Source organism: Anabaena lutea FACHB-196 (genome assembly GCF_014698305.1).
Lineage (GTDB): Bacteria > Cyanobacteriota > Cyanobacteriia > Cyanobacteriales > Nostocaceae > Anabaena > Anabaena lutea.
In genome coordinates, this window is record NZ_JACJST010000031.1 from 1 (window position 1) to 19,771 (window position 19,771).

The 19,771-nt window shown below is 39.3% G+C and carries 17 protein-coding genes, 1 other RNA gene and 1 pseudogene; 18 read left to right on the plus strand and 1 reads right to left on the minus strand.

Annotated elements, in window-relative coordinates; translation table 11 throughout:
- The 10 genes and pseudogenes from H6G59_RS23850 to H6G59_RS23895 all read left to right on the plus strand — a co-directional run.
- On the plus strand, nt 1-338 hold a 338-nt coding region (locus H6G59_RS23850; RefSeq protein WP_242038967.1), incomplete at its 5' end, for a DUF4351 domain-containing protein.
- 268 nt (nt 339-606) lie between these two features.
- Nucleotides 607-1,632 (plus strand): phosphate acyltransferase PlsX, encoded by a 1,026-nt coding sequence (plsX, locus tag H6G59_RS23855; RefSeq protein ID WP_190719473.1) that lies wholly within the window; start codon nt 607-609, stop codon nt 1,630-1,632.
- Between the two features lie 272 nt (nt 1,633-1,904).
- Nucleotides 1,905-2,900, plus strand: coding sequence for a beta-ketoacyl-ACP synthase III (locus H6G59_RS23860; protein WP_422603026.1), 996 nt, complete (start codon nt 1,905-1,907; stop codon nt 2,898-2,900).
- 113 nt (nt 2,901-3,013) lie between these two features.
- Nucleotides 3,014-3,895, plus strand: a complete 882-nt coding sequence (gene fabD / locus H6G59_RS23865) for an ACP S-malonyltransferase (RefSeq protein ID WP_190719476.1) — start codon at nt 3,014-3,016, stop codon at nt 3,893-3,895.
- Nucleotides 3,896-3,955: 60 nt separating this feature from the next.
- The gene (locus H6G59_RS23870; RefSeq protein WP_190719479.1) at nt 3,956-4,330 is read left to right on the plus strand and encodes a DUF433 domain-containing protein; all 375 of its coding nucleotides are present in this window, start codon (nt 3,956-3,958) and stop codon (nt 4,328-4,330) included.
- Nucleotides 4,327-4,718, plus strand: a pseudogene (locus H6G59_RS23875) (DUF5615 family PIN-like protein). Before H6G59_RS23870 ends, H6G59_RS23875 begins: the two are co-directional and overlap by 4 nt.
- Nucleotides 4,719-4,894: 176 nt before the next feature.
- Nucleotides 4,895-6,013, plus strand: coding sequence for a fatty acid desaturase family protein (locus tag H6G59_RS23880; protein WP_190719482.1), 1,119 nt, complete (start codon nt 4,895-4,897; stop codon nt 6,011-6,013).
- 458 nt (nt 6,014-6,471) lie between these two features.
- On the plus strand, nt 6,472-7,185 hold the full coding sequence (locus H6G59_RS23885; protein ID WP_190719485.1) for a PspA/IM30 family protein: 714 nt from the start codon (nt 6,472-6,474) through the stop codon (nt 7,183-7,185).
- Nucleotides 7,186-7,195: 10 nt separating this feature from the next.
- Complete coding sequence (locus H6G59_RS23890) at nt 7,196-8,062, plus strand: phosphate ABC transporter substrate-binding protein (RefSeq protein ID WP_190719488.1); 867 nt, start codon at nt 7,196-7,198, stop codon at nt 8,060-8,062.
- Nucleotides 8,063-8,268: 206 nt separating this feature from the next.
- Nucleotides 8,269-8,907 carry a 1-acylglycerol-3-phosphate O-acyltransferase gene (locus tag H6G59_RS23895; protein ID WP_190719491.1) on the plus strand — a complete coding sequence of 213 codons (639 nt, stop codon included), beginning with the start codon at nt 8,269-8,271 and terminating at the stop codon, nt 8,905-8,907.
- A 322-nt stretch (nt 8,908-9,229) separates the two neighbouring features.
- Here the strand turns inward: H6G59_RS23895 and H6G59_RS23900 are convergent, their stop codons facing one another.
- Nucleotides 9,230-10,330, minus strand: coding sequence for an MraY family glycosyltransferase (locus tag H6G59_RS23900; protein WP_190719493.1), 1,101 nt, complete (start codon nt 10,328-10,330; stop codon nt 9,230-9,232).
- 158 nt (nt 10,331-10,488) lie between these two features.
- Between H6G59_RS23900 and groL the strand changes: the two genes are divergently transcribed.
- From groL to H6G59_RS23940, 8 genes are all read left to right on the plus strand, one after another.
- The gene (groL, locus tag H6G59_RS23905) at nt 10,489-12,171 is read left to right on the plus strand and encodes a chaperonin GroEL (RefSeq protein ID WP_190719496.1); all 1,683 of its coding nucleotides are present in this window, start codon (nt 10,489-10,491) and stop codon (nt 12,169-12,171) included.
- A gap of 582 nt (nt 12,172-12,753) precedes the next feature.
- Nucleotides 12,754-13,896: a magnesium/cobalt transporter CorA gene (gene corA, locus H6G59_RS23910; protein WP_190719499.1), complete on the plus strand. Its 1,143-nt coding sequence runs from the start codon at nt 12,754-12,756 to the stop codon at nt 13,894-13,896.
- Between the two features lie 79 nt (nt 13,897-13,975).
- On the plus strand, nt 13,976-14,692 hold the full coding sequence (locus H6G59_RS23915) for a hypothetical protein (RefSeq protein ID WP_190719501.1): 717 nt from the start codon (nt 13,976-13,978) through the stop codon (nt 14,690-14,692).
- Between the two features lie 48 nt (nt 14,693-14,740).
- An RNA gene (rnpB, locus tag H6G59_RS23920) (RNase P RNA component class A) lies at nt 14,741-15,108 on the plus strand.
- A gap of 216 nt (nt 15,109-15,324) precedes the next feature.
- A complete protein-coding gene (locus H6G59_RS23925) occupies nt 15,325-16,707 on the plus strand; it encodes an AAA family ATPase (RefSeq protein WP_199332145.1) in 1,383 nt (460 codons plus the stop codon).
- Nucleotides 16,707-17,645 carry a DUF4435 domain-containing protein gene (locus H6G59_RS23930; RefSeq protein WP_190719503.1) on the plus strand — a complete coding sequence of 313 codons (939 nt, stop codon included), beginning with the start codon at nt 16,707-16,709 and terminating at the stop codon, nt 17,643-17,645. The genes H6G59_RS23925 and H6G59_RS23930 overlap by 1 nt, the downstream gene beginning before the upstream one ends.
- 217 nt (nt 17,646-17,862) lie before the next feature.
- Nucleotides 17,863-18,600 carry a ribonuclease III gene (gene rnc / locus H6G59_RS23935; RefSeq protein WP_190719506.1) on the plus strand — a complete coding sequence of 246 codons (738 nt, stop codon included), beginning with the start codon at nt 17,863-17,865 and terminating at the stop codon, nt 18,598-18,600.
- An 81-nt stretch (nt 18,601-18,681) separates the two neighbouring features.
- Nucleotides 18,682-19,731, plus strand: a complete 1,050-nt coding sequence (locus tag H6G59_RS23940) for a Gfo/Idh/MocA family protein (protein ID WP_190719510.1) — start codon at nt 18,682-18,684, stop codon at nt 19,729-19,731.
- The last annotated feature ends 40 nt before the right edge of the window (nt 19,732-19,771 follow it).

Sequence of the window (19,771 nt, forward strand, 5' to 3'; positions counted from 1 at the left end):
CTTTTGCTGTCATGTCAAGTAAAATTTTTCTCTGCTTCCTGCTGCTTATCTTGTTTCTTTTGTCAAGTTCATACTATACCAAATTAGATGAGCTTACCCTGATTATGCAAGAGTCTGTAATTTATCAGGATATTTTGCAAAAGGGAGAACAAAAAGAAGCTTTCCGTTTCTTGAATCGTCAATTAAATCGGCGGTTTGGTGAAATAGATTCACCCATTATTGAAAGGATTCGCTCATTATCTACTGAACAATTAGAAGCACTAGGAGAAGAGTTTTTAGACTTTTCAGAAGCATCTGATTTAGTTATTTGGTTAGATTCACAAATTCCCAGAAGTTGATAATATTTTTCTATATTCCCGATTTTTGCAAAAATCGGGAATATTTAAGCTTTCATTTTACACTGTGGTATTAGTAAAATTACTTAATAACTAATATCGCCATCTAAACCGTATTATACATAATTGTAAGCGTATATCAATAAGTATATGTTCAGATGCGTTTCTTAGGTGCAGAAAAAATCTAGTTTCTTAATGCTTTTTTTGGAAGTTTGAATTTTTAAGTATTGCAATCTGATAAAATTTGTAAGGTTTCTTTGAGCTAGGAGCAATGGGATCGACTGGTGTAAGGATCGCAATTGACGCAATGGGGGGAGATCATGCACCCGCTGAAATCGTCTCTGGCGCACTGCGAGCGCGGGAAGAATTGGGCGTAAAAATATTATTGGTGGGTGATCCGCAGCAAATTGAGGCTGCGATGCCACCAAAAACAAATATGGCGGGTTTAGAGATTGTTCCTGCTGAGGAAGCGATCGCTATGGATGAGGAGCCGATCACCGCTGTTAGACGCAAACGTAAGGCTTCCATCAATGTAGCGATGGATTTAGTCAAGAACCAGCAAGCAGATGCAGTATTCTCTGCGGGTCACTCTGGGGCAGCAATGGCATCAGCTTTGCTCCGCTTAGGACGATTACCGGGAATTGATCGCCCAGCTATTGGGACAGTATTTCCCACCATCGTCGCAGGCAAACCAGTGATGATACTTGATGTCGGCGCTAATGTAGACTGCCGTCCTAAGTTTTTAGAGCAGTTTGCTGTCATGGGATCGATTTATAGTCAATATGTTTTGGGAACACCTGAACCCAAAATAGGTTTATTGAATATTGGCGAAGAAGATACTAAAGGTAATGAAGTAGCTCTCCGCGCCCACCAACTCTTAAGGGAAAATACCCAAATTAATTTTACTGGCAATGCCGAAGGACGGGATGTCCTCTCTGGTGAATTTGATGTGATTGTATGCGATGGCTTTGTGGGTAATATTTTATTAAAATTTGCCGAAGCCGTGGGCGGAGTAATTCTGCAAATTCTGCGGGAAGAACTACCCCAAGGTTTACATGGTCAAATTGGCACGGCAATTTTAAAGCCCAACCTCAAGCGCGTTAAACAGCGCATGGATCACGCTGAACATGGAGGAGCTTTACTTTTAGGCGTAGACGGAATTTGTTTTATCGGTCATGGTAGTTCCCAAGCGCCTTCAATTTTTAGTGCGATTCGCATGGCCAAAGAAGCTGTAGACAATCAGGTACTGCAAAGACTTCAGTCCCAATATCAAATCCTACAGAGTGAAAGCGATTAGCCTTTTCTATGAAACGCTACGCAAACAGCCATAGTCATTTGTCATTAGTCATTCAATTTTGGATTTGGGATTTTAGATTTTGGATTAACTATAGAGAAATTAATTTCATTTTCAATGCAGGATTTCTTTTTTAATCTAAAATCTCCCCTCTAAAATCTAAAATTGGCACGGTCACTAGTCATTAGTATTAGTTACTTATCTTGATAAAAATGGCAATTGACACATGACAACTGACAACTGACAAAAATGCTGAAGCTTATAGGAGATTAAGAGTGCCAATATTCAACGGTGTAGCAATTACAGGCAGTGGCTCGGCAGTACCAGCAACTACCCTAGATAATAAATCACTAACTCAACTGGTAGAAACATCAGATGAGTGGATTACCACAAGAACAGGAATTAGTCAACGGCGGTTAGCATTGCCACCTGAGTCATTAACTTCACTTGCTACTACTGCTAGTCAGCAGGCTATTGCAGCCGCAGGTATTAATCCAGAGGATATTGATTTAATTTTGCTGGCAACCTCTACCCCAGACGATTTATTTGGTAATGCTTGCCGCATTCAAGCTGAAATAGGCGCTGTCAAAGCAGTCGCTTTTGACTTAACAGCAGCTTGTTCTGGCTTTGTATTTGGACTAGTCACAGCAGCCCAATACATTAGAACAGGTGTTTATCAAAATGTACTGCTGATAGGGGGAGATATCCTCTCTCGTTGGGTAGATTGGCAAGATCGACGGACTTGTGTGTTGTTCGGCGATGGTGCAGGGGCAATAGTTTTGCAGGCCAGTCAGAGCGATCGCTTATTAGGATTTTCTCTTAAAAGTGATGGCACTCAAAATCATTATCTCAACATCGGTTATGAAGGTTCTGCCCAAGAACTGAGTCCAGGTATAAATGTCACTAAAGGAACTTACCAACCTATCAGCATGAACGGCAAAGAAGTCTACCGCTTTGCAGTCCAAAAAGTTCCAGAAGTTATAGACAAAGCCTTATTTGCAGCTAATCTCACCGTTGGCCACATAGATTGGCTCGTATTACATCAAGCAAATCAGCGGATACTGAACGCTGTAGCTGACCGCTTAAATATTCCAGAACAAAAATTAATCAGTAACGTCGCCAATTATGGTAACACCTCCGCCGCTTCTATTCCCCTAGCATTAGATGAAGCAGTACGAGCCGGAAAAATTCAAACCAATGATATCATTGCTACCTCCGGCTTTGGTGCTGGTCTTTCCTGGGGTGCAGCAATTTTTCAATGGGGAAGGTAAAGAGGCAGGGGGCAGGGAGCAGGGGGCAGGGGAGGGAATTTCTTGCCCAATGACCAATGACCAATGACCAATTACCTTTTCCCCAATGACTAATAACTAATAACTAATGACAAATGACTAAAACTGCATGGGTGTTTCCCGGACAAGGTTCGCAAACCTTAGGTATGGGAATGGATCTACTAGAAATACCATCTGCTCAAGAAAAATTTGCCCAAGCTGAGGCAATTTTAGGCTGGTCTGTCATAGATATTTGTAAAAATGACGAAGAAAAACTATCACGCACACTCTATACTCAACCGATTCTTTACGTAGTAGAAAGCATTATCGCTGATATCCTACGAGAACGGGGGCAGCAACCAGATTTAGTTGCTGGTCATAGTTTAGGAGAATACATAGCCCTTTATATTGCTGGCGTTTTTGATTGGTCTACGGGCTTACACTTAGTTAAACGTCGGGCGGAAATCATGGATAGTTCCGCCGGTGGCATGATGGCCGCACTGATGAACTTTGACCGCGAGGAATTGGAAAAAGTCATTAGCGAGACACCTGATGTAGTTTTAGCAAATGATAACAGTCCGGCTCAAGTCGTCATTTCTGGGACTCCAGATGGTGTACAAGCTGTAATGTCGCAAGTCAAAGCCAAGCGTGCTATCCCCTTAAAAGTTTCAGGAGCATTTCACTCACATTTAATGACAGCTGCTTCTACTGAATTTCAAGAAATTCTCGACTCAGTTATTTTTCAGTCAGCCGTTGTCCCAGTTTTGTCTAATGTAGAACCTGTTCCCGCAGTTGATGCTGATATATTAAAACAGCGCCTTTCTCAACAAATGACAGGTTCAGTTCGGTGGCGAGAAATTTCTCTACAATTACCAGAAAATGGAATTGAGCGAGTTGTAGAAATTGGACCAGGAAATGTTTTAACAGGTTTGATCAAACGCACTGCTACAGGCTTGATTTTGGAAAATATTCGTAATGCTGCTGAGTTACCTGTTTAGGGTAAATTCATTCACAATTAAATTAGGGTCAACAGCAACAATTTCTAGGAGATCATGGATATGACAAACGTATCCAATGAACAATCAGGTATCATTCGGACAGAAAGAGGACTGATGATAACCGGAACTCGTATTACCTTGTACGATGTGATGGACTATTTAAAAGCCCAATATCCATCCAAGTTGATTCGTGAAAAGCTCGGACTCAATGATGAGCAGATTAACTTGGCTTTAGCTTACATAGATGCTCATCTTGCGGAAATAGAAACTGAGTATCAAGAATTTCTCCAAACAGCAGAGGAAATTCGACAGTATTGGCAAGAACAAAACCGCGAACGATTTGCCAAAATAGCAGCTATGCCTACTAAAGTTGGTCAGGAAGCTCTGCGTGCAAAACTGCAATCTTGGAAAGAGCGCATTACATCCCAATCATGAATTTCCTAATTGACTATAATTTGACAGGGGACGCGGTTTTATTCTGGGGAACACTTGCAGCAGAAGGTTGGGTTGATCTCTTGTCAATTCGCTTTTTCACTTTCAAACAAATTGGATTAGCAACAGATAGTAGTGACAGAATTGTGTGGCAATTTGCTCAAGCAAACCAAATGATTCTGATTACAGCTAATCAAATATGAAATGATCTGATTCGCTAGAGCAAATGATTCGTGAGGAAAATATAGCAACTTCACTACCAATTCTCACTATTGGAAATCCTGATCGATTCGATGAGCGTGGTTATAGAGAAAAATGTGCCGCTCGTCTAGTGGATATTTTATTAGATATTGAAAACTATATGGGAGCAGGTAGAATCTTTATTGCTTGAAGTTTTTGGTATGGTGGACTAGCGATTTCAATATCATAAAAAGAAGATTTACTTGATGAATTCCAGTAATTTGTGAAGAATTTCAGTAAGATAACGCTAAAAAAATCAACCTTAAAATTCCTGGGAATTGCTCAAAAATCGGCTTAATAACCTTTCAAACAAAACTAAAAATATTCATGAATACAGTTGAAAAAACAATTTGGATGACGCAAGCAGATTATGCCAAAAAGCTGCGTCCTTTACTTCCAGCAGAGGCATTTCTACCTGATACTAATAAAGTCTGGATTCTGTTAATGAATCTAGCAATTTTGATTCTAGGTTGGGGAATCGCAAATCATCTCGATGACTGGAATTGGTATTTTCTCTGGCTTTATTTGCCACTAGCATTAGTGATGGGTAATAGTGTGATTGTTCTCCTTTTTAGTACCCACGATTTGCTCCACAGCCGCAGCATTAAAAATCCTCGGTTGAGACAAGTAATTAGTCTGTTGGGATTAACAATGTTATGGATGCCACCAACTTTATGGAAGGCAGTACACAATCGAGAACATCATAATAAAACCAATTCTTTGCAAGATCCAGATCGTAATTATTTAGACAGTCAACCTCAAAATTGGGGTAAATGGATTCAGAATGCTTTTGTCCCCTCCGCTGAGGTAAATCCTATTTTATTGACTATCGGTATGGGTCATGCTTGGGGAGTTCACGCATTTCGTAACCTGACCTCAGTGTTATTATTTAACAATGGTAAAGCCCAATATCCTGTAGTAGCTTTTACAGTTAGTGGTAAAGAACGACGTGCGATCGCTCTAGAATTATTAATGATGGTCGGAATCCATGCAAGCATCTTAACTTACCTGGAATTCCATCCCGTTAAACTTCTTCTGGGCTACTTTTTTCCCATTTGGATAGGCTATGCAGGCCTGATATTTTATATCTATACGAATCATATGTTATGTCAAATGACAAGTGTAAATGATCCTCTGATTAATAGTCTCTCTATTCGAGTTCCTAAAATATTTGATGTTTTACATTTCAACTTTTCTTACCATACCGAACATCACATTTTTCCTGGACTAAATTCAGATTACGCGCCAATGGTACAAGCATTATTACAAACACATTATCCTGAACGTTTTAATTTGTTGAATGCTGGCAAAGCATGGCAATTGATGCTGCAAACCCCTCGTCATTACAAAGATGACAACACTTTCACAGACTGGTCTGGAAACAAGTCCGTGGAATGTCCAATCTTATGCACAAATCATCTCATTGAAGAGAGTAATCCTCAATAGACATCTGGTAGTAAATAATGAGGAGACTTTCTCAGGAACGCCCCTACAAGAATTTTAAAAGATGCACATTTAAATTCGGTCGATGTCTAATGATAGGTTTGGCTAACGAAAAAGTTTTGCCTAAAATCATAATTATGCAATTTACAGGAGTGACCTGGAATTTTAGATTTTAGATTTTAGATTAAAAAAAATTTGGTATAGGTTCCCCGTTCTCTACTGACGGCAAAATACTCACTGCGCTGCGTACGCTTCGCTAACGTAAATCCCAAATCCAAAATCAAGCTCTACCCTTGAGGGTGGAGTCAATCCAAAATCCAAAATCGTAAATCCAAAATCGAGTGACAGATTCATATAAGTTTTTGCAAAATAGCTGAAAAAGTTGACATAAGACTGGTGTATATGTCTATTTTAAGGTAAAAATATTACCATAACCATCCTCACTGAAATAACTTTGGGTTATGAAAAAAGCTGTCTACTGGCTAATGGGTGAAAGGGCAGGGCGAACCATAGTTGGGACTTGGAACTGGTTATGGGGAATGCCTGTCGAGTCTGGTGGTAAAGTGGCTGTAGCCGTTGCTGAAGAATCTCTACAGTCAATGCAAGAAGCAGTTCAGAAACTGGCTGGAGCAGTTGCGGCTCAAGAAGGTGCTTATAAAACCGCCAAGAATAAATATGAGACAAAAGTTAAAGAATTCAAAACCCTAGAGCAACAAGCGATGATTGCTCAAAGTGGTGGTAACGAAGAAGCAGCGCGAATGGCGATGAGTAAGGCCATTCAAACAGAGCAAATCTTGCCCAAACTAGAGGAAATGGTTAAACAGGCCGAAATGGCAGTCAAGGCTTCTAAAGATAAACTCAACCGTGAGCGTATGAAGCTTGAAAGTTATAAAGCCGATATGCAGAATATGAAAGATATGTCAGAGGTAAACGAAGCTCTGGCCATGATAGCCAAAGTCAATAATGAATTTGACATTGGTTCAGCGAAAAGTGACTTTGAAAAAGCTAAAGGTGCAGTTGAGCGTCGGAATTTGAAGACAGAAGCTTTAGCAGAATTGTCAGAAAATCCCGCAGAAAAACTCCAGGCCGAAATCGAAAATATGACATTAGACGACGAAGTTGCCCGTCGTTTGCAAAGGTTACAAGATTCTCAACCCAAACAACTACCAGAATAAATAGGAATTTATGAGTCAGAAAAGCGGACCACCTCCTATTGTTTTTATCTTGTTGTTTTTAGGGCTTTTAGGTGGTGGTTATTGGTGGTTTTTCATGCGGAACTCTACTTCAACCACTACAACTACTACCGGGGCTTTTTCACTACCAACAACAGTAGCCAGCGGTACTACCGTAAAAATAGACGGTTCTACCAGTATGGTGACAATTAACCAAAACCTTAAAAATGGTTTTGAGAAACAGTTTGCGGGTACAAAAGTAGAAGCATTTGGGAATGGGACAGATAAGGGAATTCAGGATCTATTGGCTGGTAAAGTTGATCTGGCCGCAGCTTCGAGACCATTGACAGCACAAGAGCAAAGTCAGGGATTAAAGGCTGTTACTGTAACACAAGATGCGATCGCTGTGATTGTCAGTAAGGCAAATCCTTTCAACCGAGGATTAACCAGCAGCCAAATTGCAGATATTTTTCAGGGAAAAATTAATAATTGGTCAGTAGTGGGTGGTTCACCTGCAACAATCCGCGTTATTAATCGACCGGTAATTAGTGGCACACATCAAACATTTAAAGAATTGGTGCTAAAAGGAGCTAATTTTGGGACAACACCCAACATTACGACATTACCGCAAGATGCCACAACTCCCTTAATTCAAGCTTTGAAAAAAGATGGTATCGGCTATGCTACCTTTGCTCAGGTTGCTAATCAGCAAACCGTGCGAGTCGTTGCTATTGAGGGATTGACACCAGAAGCAGCTAGTTATCCTTACAAACGTTCACTGTATTACGTTTATAAAGACCCTGCTAATGTCGGAGTGCAAGCATTCCTAGGCTATGCAACTTCGCCCCAAGGTCAGCAGGCTTTAACATTAGGAAACTAGTATAGAAGAAATAGAAAGTTCCGATCTGGCAGAATGCTCCCAGTTAAAGGTTAAAATAAATTCTGACTGCGGAATTCTGACCAAAATATCAACGGCGAGCAAGCCCCTGGCTTTAGACATGGGGGTTAGTCGTTGGCGATTTTAATCGCCGCCCCCATTCTTCTACCAATTCACTTTTGTATTCTGTTTTATTTATATTATTTTCTGTGACTAGAACTCGTGAACCCTTAATTAGTTTGGCACTGTATCACGCCTTTAAATGGTCAGTGGTTAGTCCCATGCTGCATACTTACTTTAGGATCAAGATTTATGGCGTGGAAAACGTCCCCCAAACTGGCCCATTGCTAGTAGTCAGCAATCATGCCAGTTACTTTGACCCACCAATCGTTTCTAGTTGTGTACGTCGTCCCGTCGCCTACATGGCTAAAGAAGAATTATTTAAAGTTCCAGTTTTAGCACAAGCAATTAAATTATACGGTGCTTACCCAGTCAGTCGGGGAAGTGCCGATCGCACTGCAATCCGTTCTGCTTTAGAATGTCTTGATAATGGTTGGGCTGTGGGTGTTTTTTTAGAAGGGACTCGTACTCCAGATGGTCGGATTACTGACCCCAAAAGAGGAGCAGCACTACTAGCCGCCAAGGCAAAAGTACCTTTTTTACCCGTAAGTTTATGGGGTACTGACAAGATTTTACAACCAGGTTCATCACTTCCTCGTTCAGTTCCCCTGACTGTCAGAATTGGTAAATTAATTGATGCTCCTAGTTCCACTAATAAACAAGAATTGGAGACATTGACACAAAAATGTGCCTCTGTGATTAATGAAATGCACGATTTAGGGCGATAATAGCAATTTTAGATTTTGGATTTTCAAGTAAGTGAACCACATTTTTTATTTCACGTTCCAGAGAAATAAAGAGTGTAGTCTAATATGTGAAAACTGCGGTCATGTCCACAATAGAGATGAAAATGCCGCAGTTATAGCAATTATTAAGGTGTTACAAGTAGTCGGACAAAATTAAATTCATTAGTGGAGAGAGGGAACTCTTAACAGAAAAACAATCCGTGTAATTAATTCTGTCGGGGTACTTATCAATTCACTTAATTAAAGCTACAAATGAATCTCCCCGTCTCCCCGTCTCCGCGTCAGTCCATTTAGAAAAAGAGAGTTAAGAATTCCCGGTTCCTGGTTCCCTGCTGTATATTCGTTGCCAGACAGTAAAAGCTAAAAGCAAAATAATACTACTGGCACAGGCCATCATCACCGGCAAACTCATCCCTTGTACTCTCATTGCCGACAGGTTAAAAAACAAGGTAATTGACCACAATGTAAAGGCAGCATGACGTTGGGATAATCCCCAAGCCAGCAAGCGGTGATGTAAATGGTCTTTACCGGGAGTACTGAGAGGGTTTTTTCCTGCCAATAGTCGCCGGATAAACACCTGAGTAGTGTCTAAAACTGGCAACAGCAGAAATAAAACCGTGGGGATCAGAGCATAAACAGTATTTTGTTGAAGTTTGCCTAAAATACTAGTTGCTGCTAGTACATAACCGAAAAAATAGGCTCCAGCATCACCCATGATGATGCGCGACGGGTGGAAATTATGGCGCAAAAAGCCCAATGCTGCACCCGCCAAAGCTGCCAAAACTAAAGTAGCCGCCGCCCGATTGTTAAATTGGGCAGAAACCGCTAATAAACTCATGGCGGTAATAAAGCTAATTCCTCCTGCCAAACCATCCATACCATCCATCAAGTTAATAGCATTGGTAATACCGACAACCCACAATACTGTCAACGCCATGGACAGCAGCGAATCAATAGGAGTACCAAATAAAACTTTGATGCTGATGCCATTGGCAACCAGCAACAGTGCTGTTGTAATCTGCGCCCACAAACGGACAGAAGGGGGTAAGCCAAATTGGTCATCAATAAAGCCGACAAGGACTAATATCGACCCTCCTAACAGAATCGTTAAAACTTGAGCTAATACGCCTTGGAGTTCAATAGGACGTAAAAGGCTGGCTAGTACCAAAGCGGCAATAACACCGGCATAAATAGCCAAACCGCCTGCATTAGGTAAAGGTTCTCGATTGAGTCGCCGGGCGTTAGGTTGGTCTGCCCAACCCACCCGCAAAGCAAATTTGCGTATAATCGGCATTAAACGCCACGTTACCAGCCAAGCCAAGAGAAAAGTAAAAACTACTGCCAACCAGCCGGTGCCGCTAGGGTCAGCAATACCAAGGGATTTCAGGGAGTTCTCTAGATTCATCTCCCAATTCCACCATTACTGCCAGTATCTAAAATGAGCATTAACTGTAATATTAATCAATTTTTTATTTGTATCTGTTAAATTCAGTAGCTGAGGCACTTAGCACTCTTTGCCTGTGAGTGCTAAATTGTCTAATGGAAGCGCTAGAGAAATAAAACATGGCCAAGATTATTGCATTTAATGAAGAATCACGACGGTCTTTAGAACAGGGTATTAACGCCTTGGCTGACGCGGTGAAAATCACCTTGGGGCCAAAAGGTCGTAATGTCCTTTTAGAAAAAAAATTTGGTATACCTCAAATTGTCAACGATGGTATCACTGTTGCCAAAGAAATTGAATTAGAAGATCCTCTGGAGAATACCGGAGCCAGATTAATTCAAGAAGTAGCCTCCAAAACTAAAGATATTGCTGGAGATGGAACTACCACGGCCACGGTTCTAGCACAGGCTATCATTAAGGAAGGGTTAAAGAACGTTGCCGCCGGTACAAACCCCATGAGCTTGAAACGGGGAATTGATAAAACCGTTGAGTTGCTAGTGGCAGAAATTGCCAAAATAGCCAAGCCAGTAGAAGGCAGTGCAATCGCTCAAGTAGCCACCGTTTCTGCTGGTAATGACGAAGAAGTGGGCAATATGCTGGCTCTAGCAATGGAAAAAGTCACCAAAGATGGTGTCATCACCGTTGAAGAATCCAAATCCCTCACAACCGAATTAGAGGTAGTAGAAGGGATGCAAATTGACCGGGGTTACATTTCCCCCTACTTCATCACCAACAACGAACGGATGACGGTGGAGTTTGAAAACGCCCGCATTTTGATCACCGACAAAAAAATCAGCAGCATTCAGGATTTAGTACCTGTATTAGAAAAAGTTGCCCGTGCAGGTCAACCTTTGCTGATCATTGCCGAAGATGTCGATGGAGACGCTTTGGCAACTTTAGTCGTCAACAAAGCACGGGGTGTGCTGACGGTTGCAGCAATTAAAGCCCCTGGATTTGGTGAACGTCGCAAAGCTTTATTACAGGATATCGCCATTCTCACAGATGGACAGATGATTTCTGAAGAAATCGGTTTAAGTCTAGATACCGCTACTTTAGAAATGTTGGGTACTGCCCGCCAAATCACCATTGACAAAGAAAACACCACTATTGTCGCTGGTAGCACCACCAAACCAGAAATTCAAAAGCGGATTGCTCAAATTCGTAAGCAGTTAGAAGAAACTGATTCTGACTACGACACAGAAAAATTGCAAGAACGCATCGCCAAACTAGCTGGTGGTGTGGCAGTTATCAAGGTGGGTGCAGCCACAGAAACCGAACTCAAAGACCGCAAACTGCGGATTGAAGACGCACTCAACGCCACCAAAGCCGCAGTTGAAGAAGGTATTGTCCCCGGTGGTGGCACTACCCTGATTTACCTAGCTTCTAAGATAGAAGCAATTAAAAACAGCCTCGATGCAGAAGAAAAGATTGGCGCTGAAATCGTCGAAAGATCGCTAGAGGCTCCCTTACGCCAAATTGCAGACAATGCAGGTGCTGAAGGTTCCGTTATTGTTGCCAAAGTGCGGGAAACGGATATTAACATCGGCTACAACGCTGCTACAGGCGAATTTGAAGATTTAATTGTCGCCGGGATCATCGATCCTGCCAAAGTTGTCCGTTCAGCTTTACAAAACGCTGCTTCAATTGCGGGGATGGTCTTAACTACCGAAGCAATCATCGTTGAGAAGCCTGAGAAACAAGCTCCCGCTGCTCCTGATGCTGGCATGGGCGGTATGGGCGGCATGGGCGGCATGGGCGGTATGGGCGGTATGGGCGGTATGGGCGGCATGGGTATGTTCTAATCACCGCTTCCTCAACTAATTAATTTTTATTTTTTTCTACAGTTTGTCTTCACAAAAAGGCAAACTGTTTTTTATGCCATTCAGAAATTTTGCAGAAACTTATAAATGCTATTATGTCGGCTGTAATACTGCTGAGTTTTCACGAGAAGTCTGAAAAGCGGCTTTGCTCAAGGTCAATTAAAATAATTCGTAATTCGTAATTCGTAATTCGTAATAATGCCGACCGCAGGCTACGCCAACGTAATTAAGTTTTGTAATGTAGATTTAGACATTGCCACGTTTAGAAGCTCTTGACTTAGGGAACACCACAAAATAAATTACCCAAAAATCGTAGGGTGGGTTACGGACTAACGTCCTAACCCACCATAAATTTAGGGGATAATGGTGGGTTACGCGCTCGCTAACCCACCCTACAAAAACTCAAGGTCAATTAAAATAATTCGTAATAATGCCGACCGCAGGCTACGCCAACGTAATTAAGTTTTGTAATTTAGATTTAGACATTGCCACGTTTAGAAGCTCTTGACTTAAACCCCCAGAATTAGTTAAAACCTTTGACAAATGACTATTAGGTAAAAATGCATGATTAAAAAAATTCGCCGTACTTCTAAACGTATTACTAAAAAAGATGACAAAGAACATTATCATCAACCAGGAACTCCGCCAGGTACAATCATCATTGATGAAAATGCTGAACAGCCAATTATTTTTTTAATTGACTATAACCAAACTAACTTTATCCGTGAACAAATTACTAACCCTGAAGATTGCCTTAACTATTTGGATACAGAATCTGTTTCTTGGGTAGATGTACAAGGCTTAGGTAATAGAGATATCTTAGAACGCTTGGGGAAAGTTTTTGATTTACATCCTCTAGTTTTAGAAGATGTGGTCAATATGACAGAGCGTCCCAAAATTGAGGATTATGAAGACCAATTGCTGATTATTGCTCGCATGGTAGTACCGAAGGAAACAGGCTATGGTTTTTATAGTGAACAAGTAAGTTTAGTATTGGCAAAATATTATCTACTCACAGTTCAGGAGGAAGCAGAACATGATTGTCTGGAAGGAGTAAGGGTGAGAATTGAGAAAAATAGAGGTATTATTCGCAAACAAGGAGCCGATTATTTAGCTTATTCTTTATTAGATGCCATTATTGATGGCTTTTTTCCCGTATTAGAACTTTATGGCGAGCAAATTGAAGAATTGGAGCAGGAAGTAATTGTTCAACCTACTCCACAAACATTACGAAAAATCTATCAAATTAGACGAGAATTATTGCAACTACGTCGTGCAATCTGGCCTCAACGGGATGCAATTAATTCTTTAATTAGAGATGGCAGTGAACTAATTAATGATGAAGTGCGAATTTATTTACGAGATTGTTATGATCATACAGTACAAGTCATGGATATGGTGGAAACTTACCGAGAACTATCATCGGGATTAATGGATGTCTATCTTTCCGCAGTTAGCAACAAAATGAATGAAATTATGAAACTGCTAACGGTGGTTTCATCAATTTTTATTCCCCTAACTTTTGTGGCTGGAATATATGGCATGAATTTTAATACTGAAAAATCGCCATATAATATGCCTGAACTGAATTGGTATTGGGGTTATCCATTATGCTTGGCATGCATGGCAATGATTGCTGGTATATTAATATTGTTTTTTTGGCGACGGGGTTGGCTAGATAATTCAGTAGATGTTAAGCGGGATTAAAAATGCTAACTAAAAAATTATAATCAATAAATTAATCTACCAATCGACAAAATATTAGCGGGAGTTGAACAACAAATTTATGGCAATACAAAGCGGCGATCAAAATCTCATTGTTTTGACAGTTTATATTCTGGGGGTATATTACACGTTCAATCGCATGATTGAATCTATCGACGATATGGTAATGCTGAATTTTCAGAAAGGTATTGTCGATGAACAATTAAAAGAGCAAAATCTCCAAGATACAGTGGGCATTTCTTTTAAAACAAGTAATTATGGTTTAGATAAAATAGAAACTGATCTGAAAGAGTTATCAATGAGTATTGAAAATAAATCAGAAAGTATTGCCATATACGTTGACTGGGATAATAGTTCTTTTGTGGTTGAACATACTCAGCAATCCCGCCGAGTGATTCGCAAATCCCCAGATTTAACACGTGATTTAGCTATACCCCAAGTTCCCACTATCATTGCTCCTAAGAAAACTATTTCGGAAAATGTCACCGCAGAAGATGTTTTTCAAAGAGATAAAGAATTAGGTATTTATAAACCAGCATCGCCTTTAATTAATGTTGCTGCCATCAAAAAGAATGATAAGCAAAAGAAGTTATACAAAGACTTTTTAGATGGCACAAAGGATTTGGAATTTTCATTACAACTCGTGCTGCGGATTTCGGAAATGAGAGTCGGTATTGCTCCTGGTATCAATGTTCCTCCAGTGTCAATTATCAATTGTCCCTTTACCATCACCAAGCTACCCTGGACTTACGCTTTACCTTGGAATAAAAAGAAGTAATTCCAATCCAGACACAGATGGCGATCAAAGCGTACACTGGATAAAGGAGAGAGTAGGCGTAGGCAGTTGCAGATCAGTTATCAACACTGGTTTGAGGAAAGTCCGGGCTTCCGAAAGACCAAACTTGCTGGATAACGTCCAGTGCGAGCGATCGTGAGGATAGTGCCACAGAAAGATACCGCCCATCAATTTTAAATTGGTTGGTAAGGGTGCAAAGGTGCGGTAAGAGCGCACCAGCAGCATCGAGAGGTGCTGGCTCGGTAAACCCCGGTTGGGAGCAAGGCCAGAGGAACTATGGTTGGTCTTTTACCAGTTCCGTTAAACAAGAGCCGCTAGAGGTGTCTGGTAACAGGCATCCCAGATAGATAACTGCCCTCGAAAGAGAACAGAACCCGGCTTACTACCGACTCTCTTCTTAAACGAATTATGGATTTTTTATTTTCCATAGTTCGTTTTTTCAATTACAGCAATTTTCAGGTAAATGAATTACATTTAAAGGCAAGTTTCGCGCAATCGCTCTTAGCAATCTCGTTCGCGGTAGCGTTGCGTAGCAAAGAGTAGACGCTAAGGAGCAAAGTAAGAAAAGAATAGAAAAATTATCTAGTTGTAGCCATTTAACCTAATATACTGTTATGGATAATCAAATGAACATAAGTAATATAAAATCTTTTTCAGTGTATGGTCTTTTTGAAACAGATAATGTACAAATTCCTTTTGATGAAAATATAAAAATACTCGTTGGTGAAAATGGAATTGGAAAAACTCAAGTCTTAAATCTTTTTTATTATACTTTAACAAGAAATTTTTTTAGACTTGGTGAATTTACATTTGATAAATTGATTTTAGAATTTCATCACGGAAAATCTGTTGAAATAACTAAACTTAATGTAGATGAATTGATTAAACAAATTTATGAAAATCCTATAGTTATGGATGAATTTGATAATCAAATTAAAATTAAATATCATAATCTTATGATAGGAGTTGAGATTTTAAAAAAGAGATTTATACAAAGCAAGATTCATCTGTTATATACTTCAGATAATTCTAAACCTACTTCTGAAATAAAAAAGCGCCGTGGTTTTGATATATTTGATATACAAATTGGAAGAAAAAAAGTACATATATTCAACTCTTTTTTTAATCAATGTGAAAAAGAAATTGAATCAGGAACTGGCACTAGTGAGATTATGTATTTTCCCACATATAGGCGTGTAGAAGAAGATTTACATAATCTTGGTTATAATGATGACGAACTCTTAAGTCAAGAGAATACACTTATTCAGTTTGGGATGGATGATGTTCAACAACGTTTTAATAACATTCAAAACACTATTGATAGACTTTTAAAAGAAGGTTTTTCAGAAATGTCATCTGAAATTCTCAGTCAACTTATAGAAGATGAAGAAAATACAACAGATAGCGATTTTCTGAAAAATATTGACAATAATGATGTTGAAATTTTATTATCACGTGTCGGAAAGAGAATTTCAGAAACGAAAAAAGCAAGAATTCGAGAACTACTTTTAAATAAAGAAGCAAAACCTAAAGATAGTTCTCTAAATTTTTTCCTAAAAAAATTAATTGAAATTTACTCTTCTCAGAAAGAGTTAGACAATTCTGTGAAAGTATTCAGAGACGTTTGTAATAAATATTTGATCAATAAAAAGGTATTTTATGATGAAAGTGCTATCAGAATATTTATAAAATCAGAGAAAAATTCTTCTGAAATTGCATTAAGTAAACTTTCTTCTGGAGAGAAACAAATTATTTCTATATTTTCTAAAATTTACCTTTCTGAAAGTTACAAAAGATTTATTGTACTTTTCGATGAGCCAGAATTATCATTATCAATAATATGGCAAAAACAATTACTTCCAGATATTATAAATTCAGGAAAATGTGAATTACTATTAGCTGTAACTCATTCTCCATTCATTTTTGATAATGAATTAGATAAATATGCTATTGGATTAGATCAATATATTCAATCTCCAGAAATGATTATAGCCTAATGTCATACTTAGAAAAACTCAAACAAAGTCGAGATAAATCCCAGGTTGCTTATCAAGAATTTGCTCTGCATACAAGACAAGATAAAGATGGTTTATTTTGTTTTTTTGAAGGTAAAGATAATGCTTACTACTCACCAAGAATAAAACGTTTTACAGATAATTATCACCTAATAATGTGCGGTGGTAGAGATAAAGTATTAGACGTTTACCGACTTATTACTATTCATTCTGAATACGATAAATACAAAAAAGCTTTTTTCATTGATAGGGATTTTAATGAACCTTTACTACTTCATAACCCACCAATATTTGAAACACCTTGTTATTCGATTGAAAATTTTTATGTTTCAGTAAATGTTTTTAAAGAAATTCTCAAAAACGAATTTCATTTATCAGAGGTTAGTGATCCAGCATTTCAAGTTTGTATTACTCTTTTTAAAGACAGACAAGAAGAGTTTCATCAAGCTACAACTTTATTTAATGCTTGGTATGCTTGTTTGGTAGAAATTAGAAATACAACAGGAAAAGAAATAGGTGTAAATTTAGATGATAAATTCCCAAAGAATTTTATTGATTTAACTTTAGAGTCAGTTTCGGTAAATTATGACTTGGAAAAAATAAAACAGACTTTCCCTCAAGCGTTGGAAGTTTCAGAAAATATTTTAAATGCAAAGATTACTGAGTTTATTGATTGCCAGCATTGTAAAGTTTTTAGAGGAAAATATGAAATGTGGTTTTTGTTAGTATTTTTAAGGTTAATTTTAAGAGACTCTAATAAAAGTCAATTGTTTATCACAGAAAAATTAAGTTTTACTTTTAATAATGACTATACCAGTCTAAATCCTATACTTACTAATGAACAAGCACTGACAGCATTTAATGGCTATGCTGAAACCCATGAAAGTTTAAATGTATATTTAACGCAAGTGATAAAATAGGCATAAATGTCACTTTATCTCTCCTTTCATGTTTTTATTGTAGTATATGCGATGCCTGGGGCGTTCCGTATGAGGAATCGCTAATTCCAAATTTCATAAATCTTTGCATTTATGAAAATGCTGTCACAGTAAGTTTTTCCACAAAAACCAACTTCTATTTATACTCTATATTTAATGCTAAGTTAGGAGTTATTAGCCCTTTTTCCACACTTACTGAATGTCTCTCGTTTATCCCCGCCGTCAAAGGCAACTTGAAAGTTTAGTCCAAAAGCTGGGTTTGTCAAAAGATGCACCGATAAAGTGGCCATTGCTTGATTTGGCGCTAACTCATGCGACTGTTTCTGAGTCGGCAAATTATGAACAGCTGGAATTTGTGGGTGATGCGGTGGTGCGGCTGGTAGCGGCTGTGATGTTATGGGAACATTATCCTGATTGCTCTGTGGGGGATTTTGCGGCTATTCGTTCCGTTTTGGTGAGCGATCGCATTCTTTCCCAATTAGCAAGAGGATATGGTTTAGAATTATACTTACTCGTCGCTGGTAGTGCTACCGCTGATCATATTGGTCAAGAGTCAAGACTTGCAGATGCTTTTGAAGCAGTTCTGGGAGCGCTTTATCTCAGTACTCACAATCTCAATCTGATTCGTCCTTGGTTAGATCCCCACTTCCAACAACTGACTACAGAAATTCGTCTTGATCCGGCTCGACTCAACTATAAAGCGGCTCTCCAAGAATGGACTCAGGCACAATTTAAAGTTTTGCCAGAGTATCGAGTAGTGGAGGTGAATCAACCCCACGGCACTCAAGAGCGTTTTGTGGCTGAAGTTTGGTTAAATGAAAAAATGTTAGGACAAGGCAAGGGACGCTCTATTAAAGCAGCTGAACAGGCAGCAGCTAAAGTAGCTTATGTAGCAGTTACTGAAGAGGTGATTGCTAAGGGAGCAAATGACAAATGACTAATAATTCCTTAATGGTACAAGCCCCCGGATTTATCAGAGGGGTCAATCCAAAATCTAAAATCCAAAATCCAAAATCGGATGACTCATATTAAACTTGCGATCATCGGGGTAGGACGTTGGGGAGTACATTTACTGCGAAATTTTTTAGCACATCCTCAAGTGTCTGTAGTGGCTGTAGTAGACAACCATCCAGCAAGATTGACAGCAGTCCAACAACAGTTTGAGTTAGATGAAAATGTATTATTAACAACTGATTGGCAAGCGATCAAGCAAGTTCCAGGAGTGAATGCAGTAGCGATCGCAACTCCTGCTACTACTCACTATGCCTTAATTAAAGATGCACTCCAGCAGGGATACCATGTTTTGGCAGAAAAACCCTTAACTCTTAATTCAGAAGAATGTCGGGAACTTTGCCAATTAGCTGATTATCAGCAATTGATACTCATGGTTGACCACACCTATTTATTTCATCCAGCCGTAGAACGAGGTCAAACTGTTGTTCAGTCTGGTCAATTAGGTGCTTTACGTTATGGCTATGCTACCCGCACCCATTTGGGACCAGTTCGGCAAGATGTTGATGCATTGTGGGATTTAGCTATTCACGATATCGCTATCTTTAACACTTGGTTAGGTGAATTACCTGTGAAAGTCCAAGCAACGGGTACGGTGTGGCTACAGGAAAATAGGTCTATTGAGGGAACCGCAACGGAAAACCAAGGTTTAGCTGATTTAGTTTGGGTAAAGCTGACTTATCCAGATCAATTTCAAGCCTATATTCACCTCTGTTGGCTAAATCCCGATAAACAGAGACGATTAGGGATTGTGGGTAGCAAGGGTAGCTTGATTTTTGATGAAATGTCCCCTGCATCACCTTTAACTCTGATATATGGAGAGTTTTCTCAACAGGAAAATTTCTTTATTCCTGTGAATCAAAGCCAAGAAGCGCTGGACATTGAAAAGGGTGAACCATTACAGAAAGTGTGCGATCGCTTTGTTGTTTCTATCCTCCAGAATACCCCTTCTCTGGTTTCCTCTGGTTGGGTAGGTAGAGAATTAGTAGAAATTCTCAGCGCTTTGACTACATCTCTCCAGCAAGGTGGTAAATCTATCACCATCACTAATCCTTAATTTTATGATTTGTAGTAACCGTTCAGCAGGTTAGACAAGC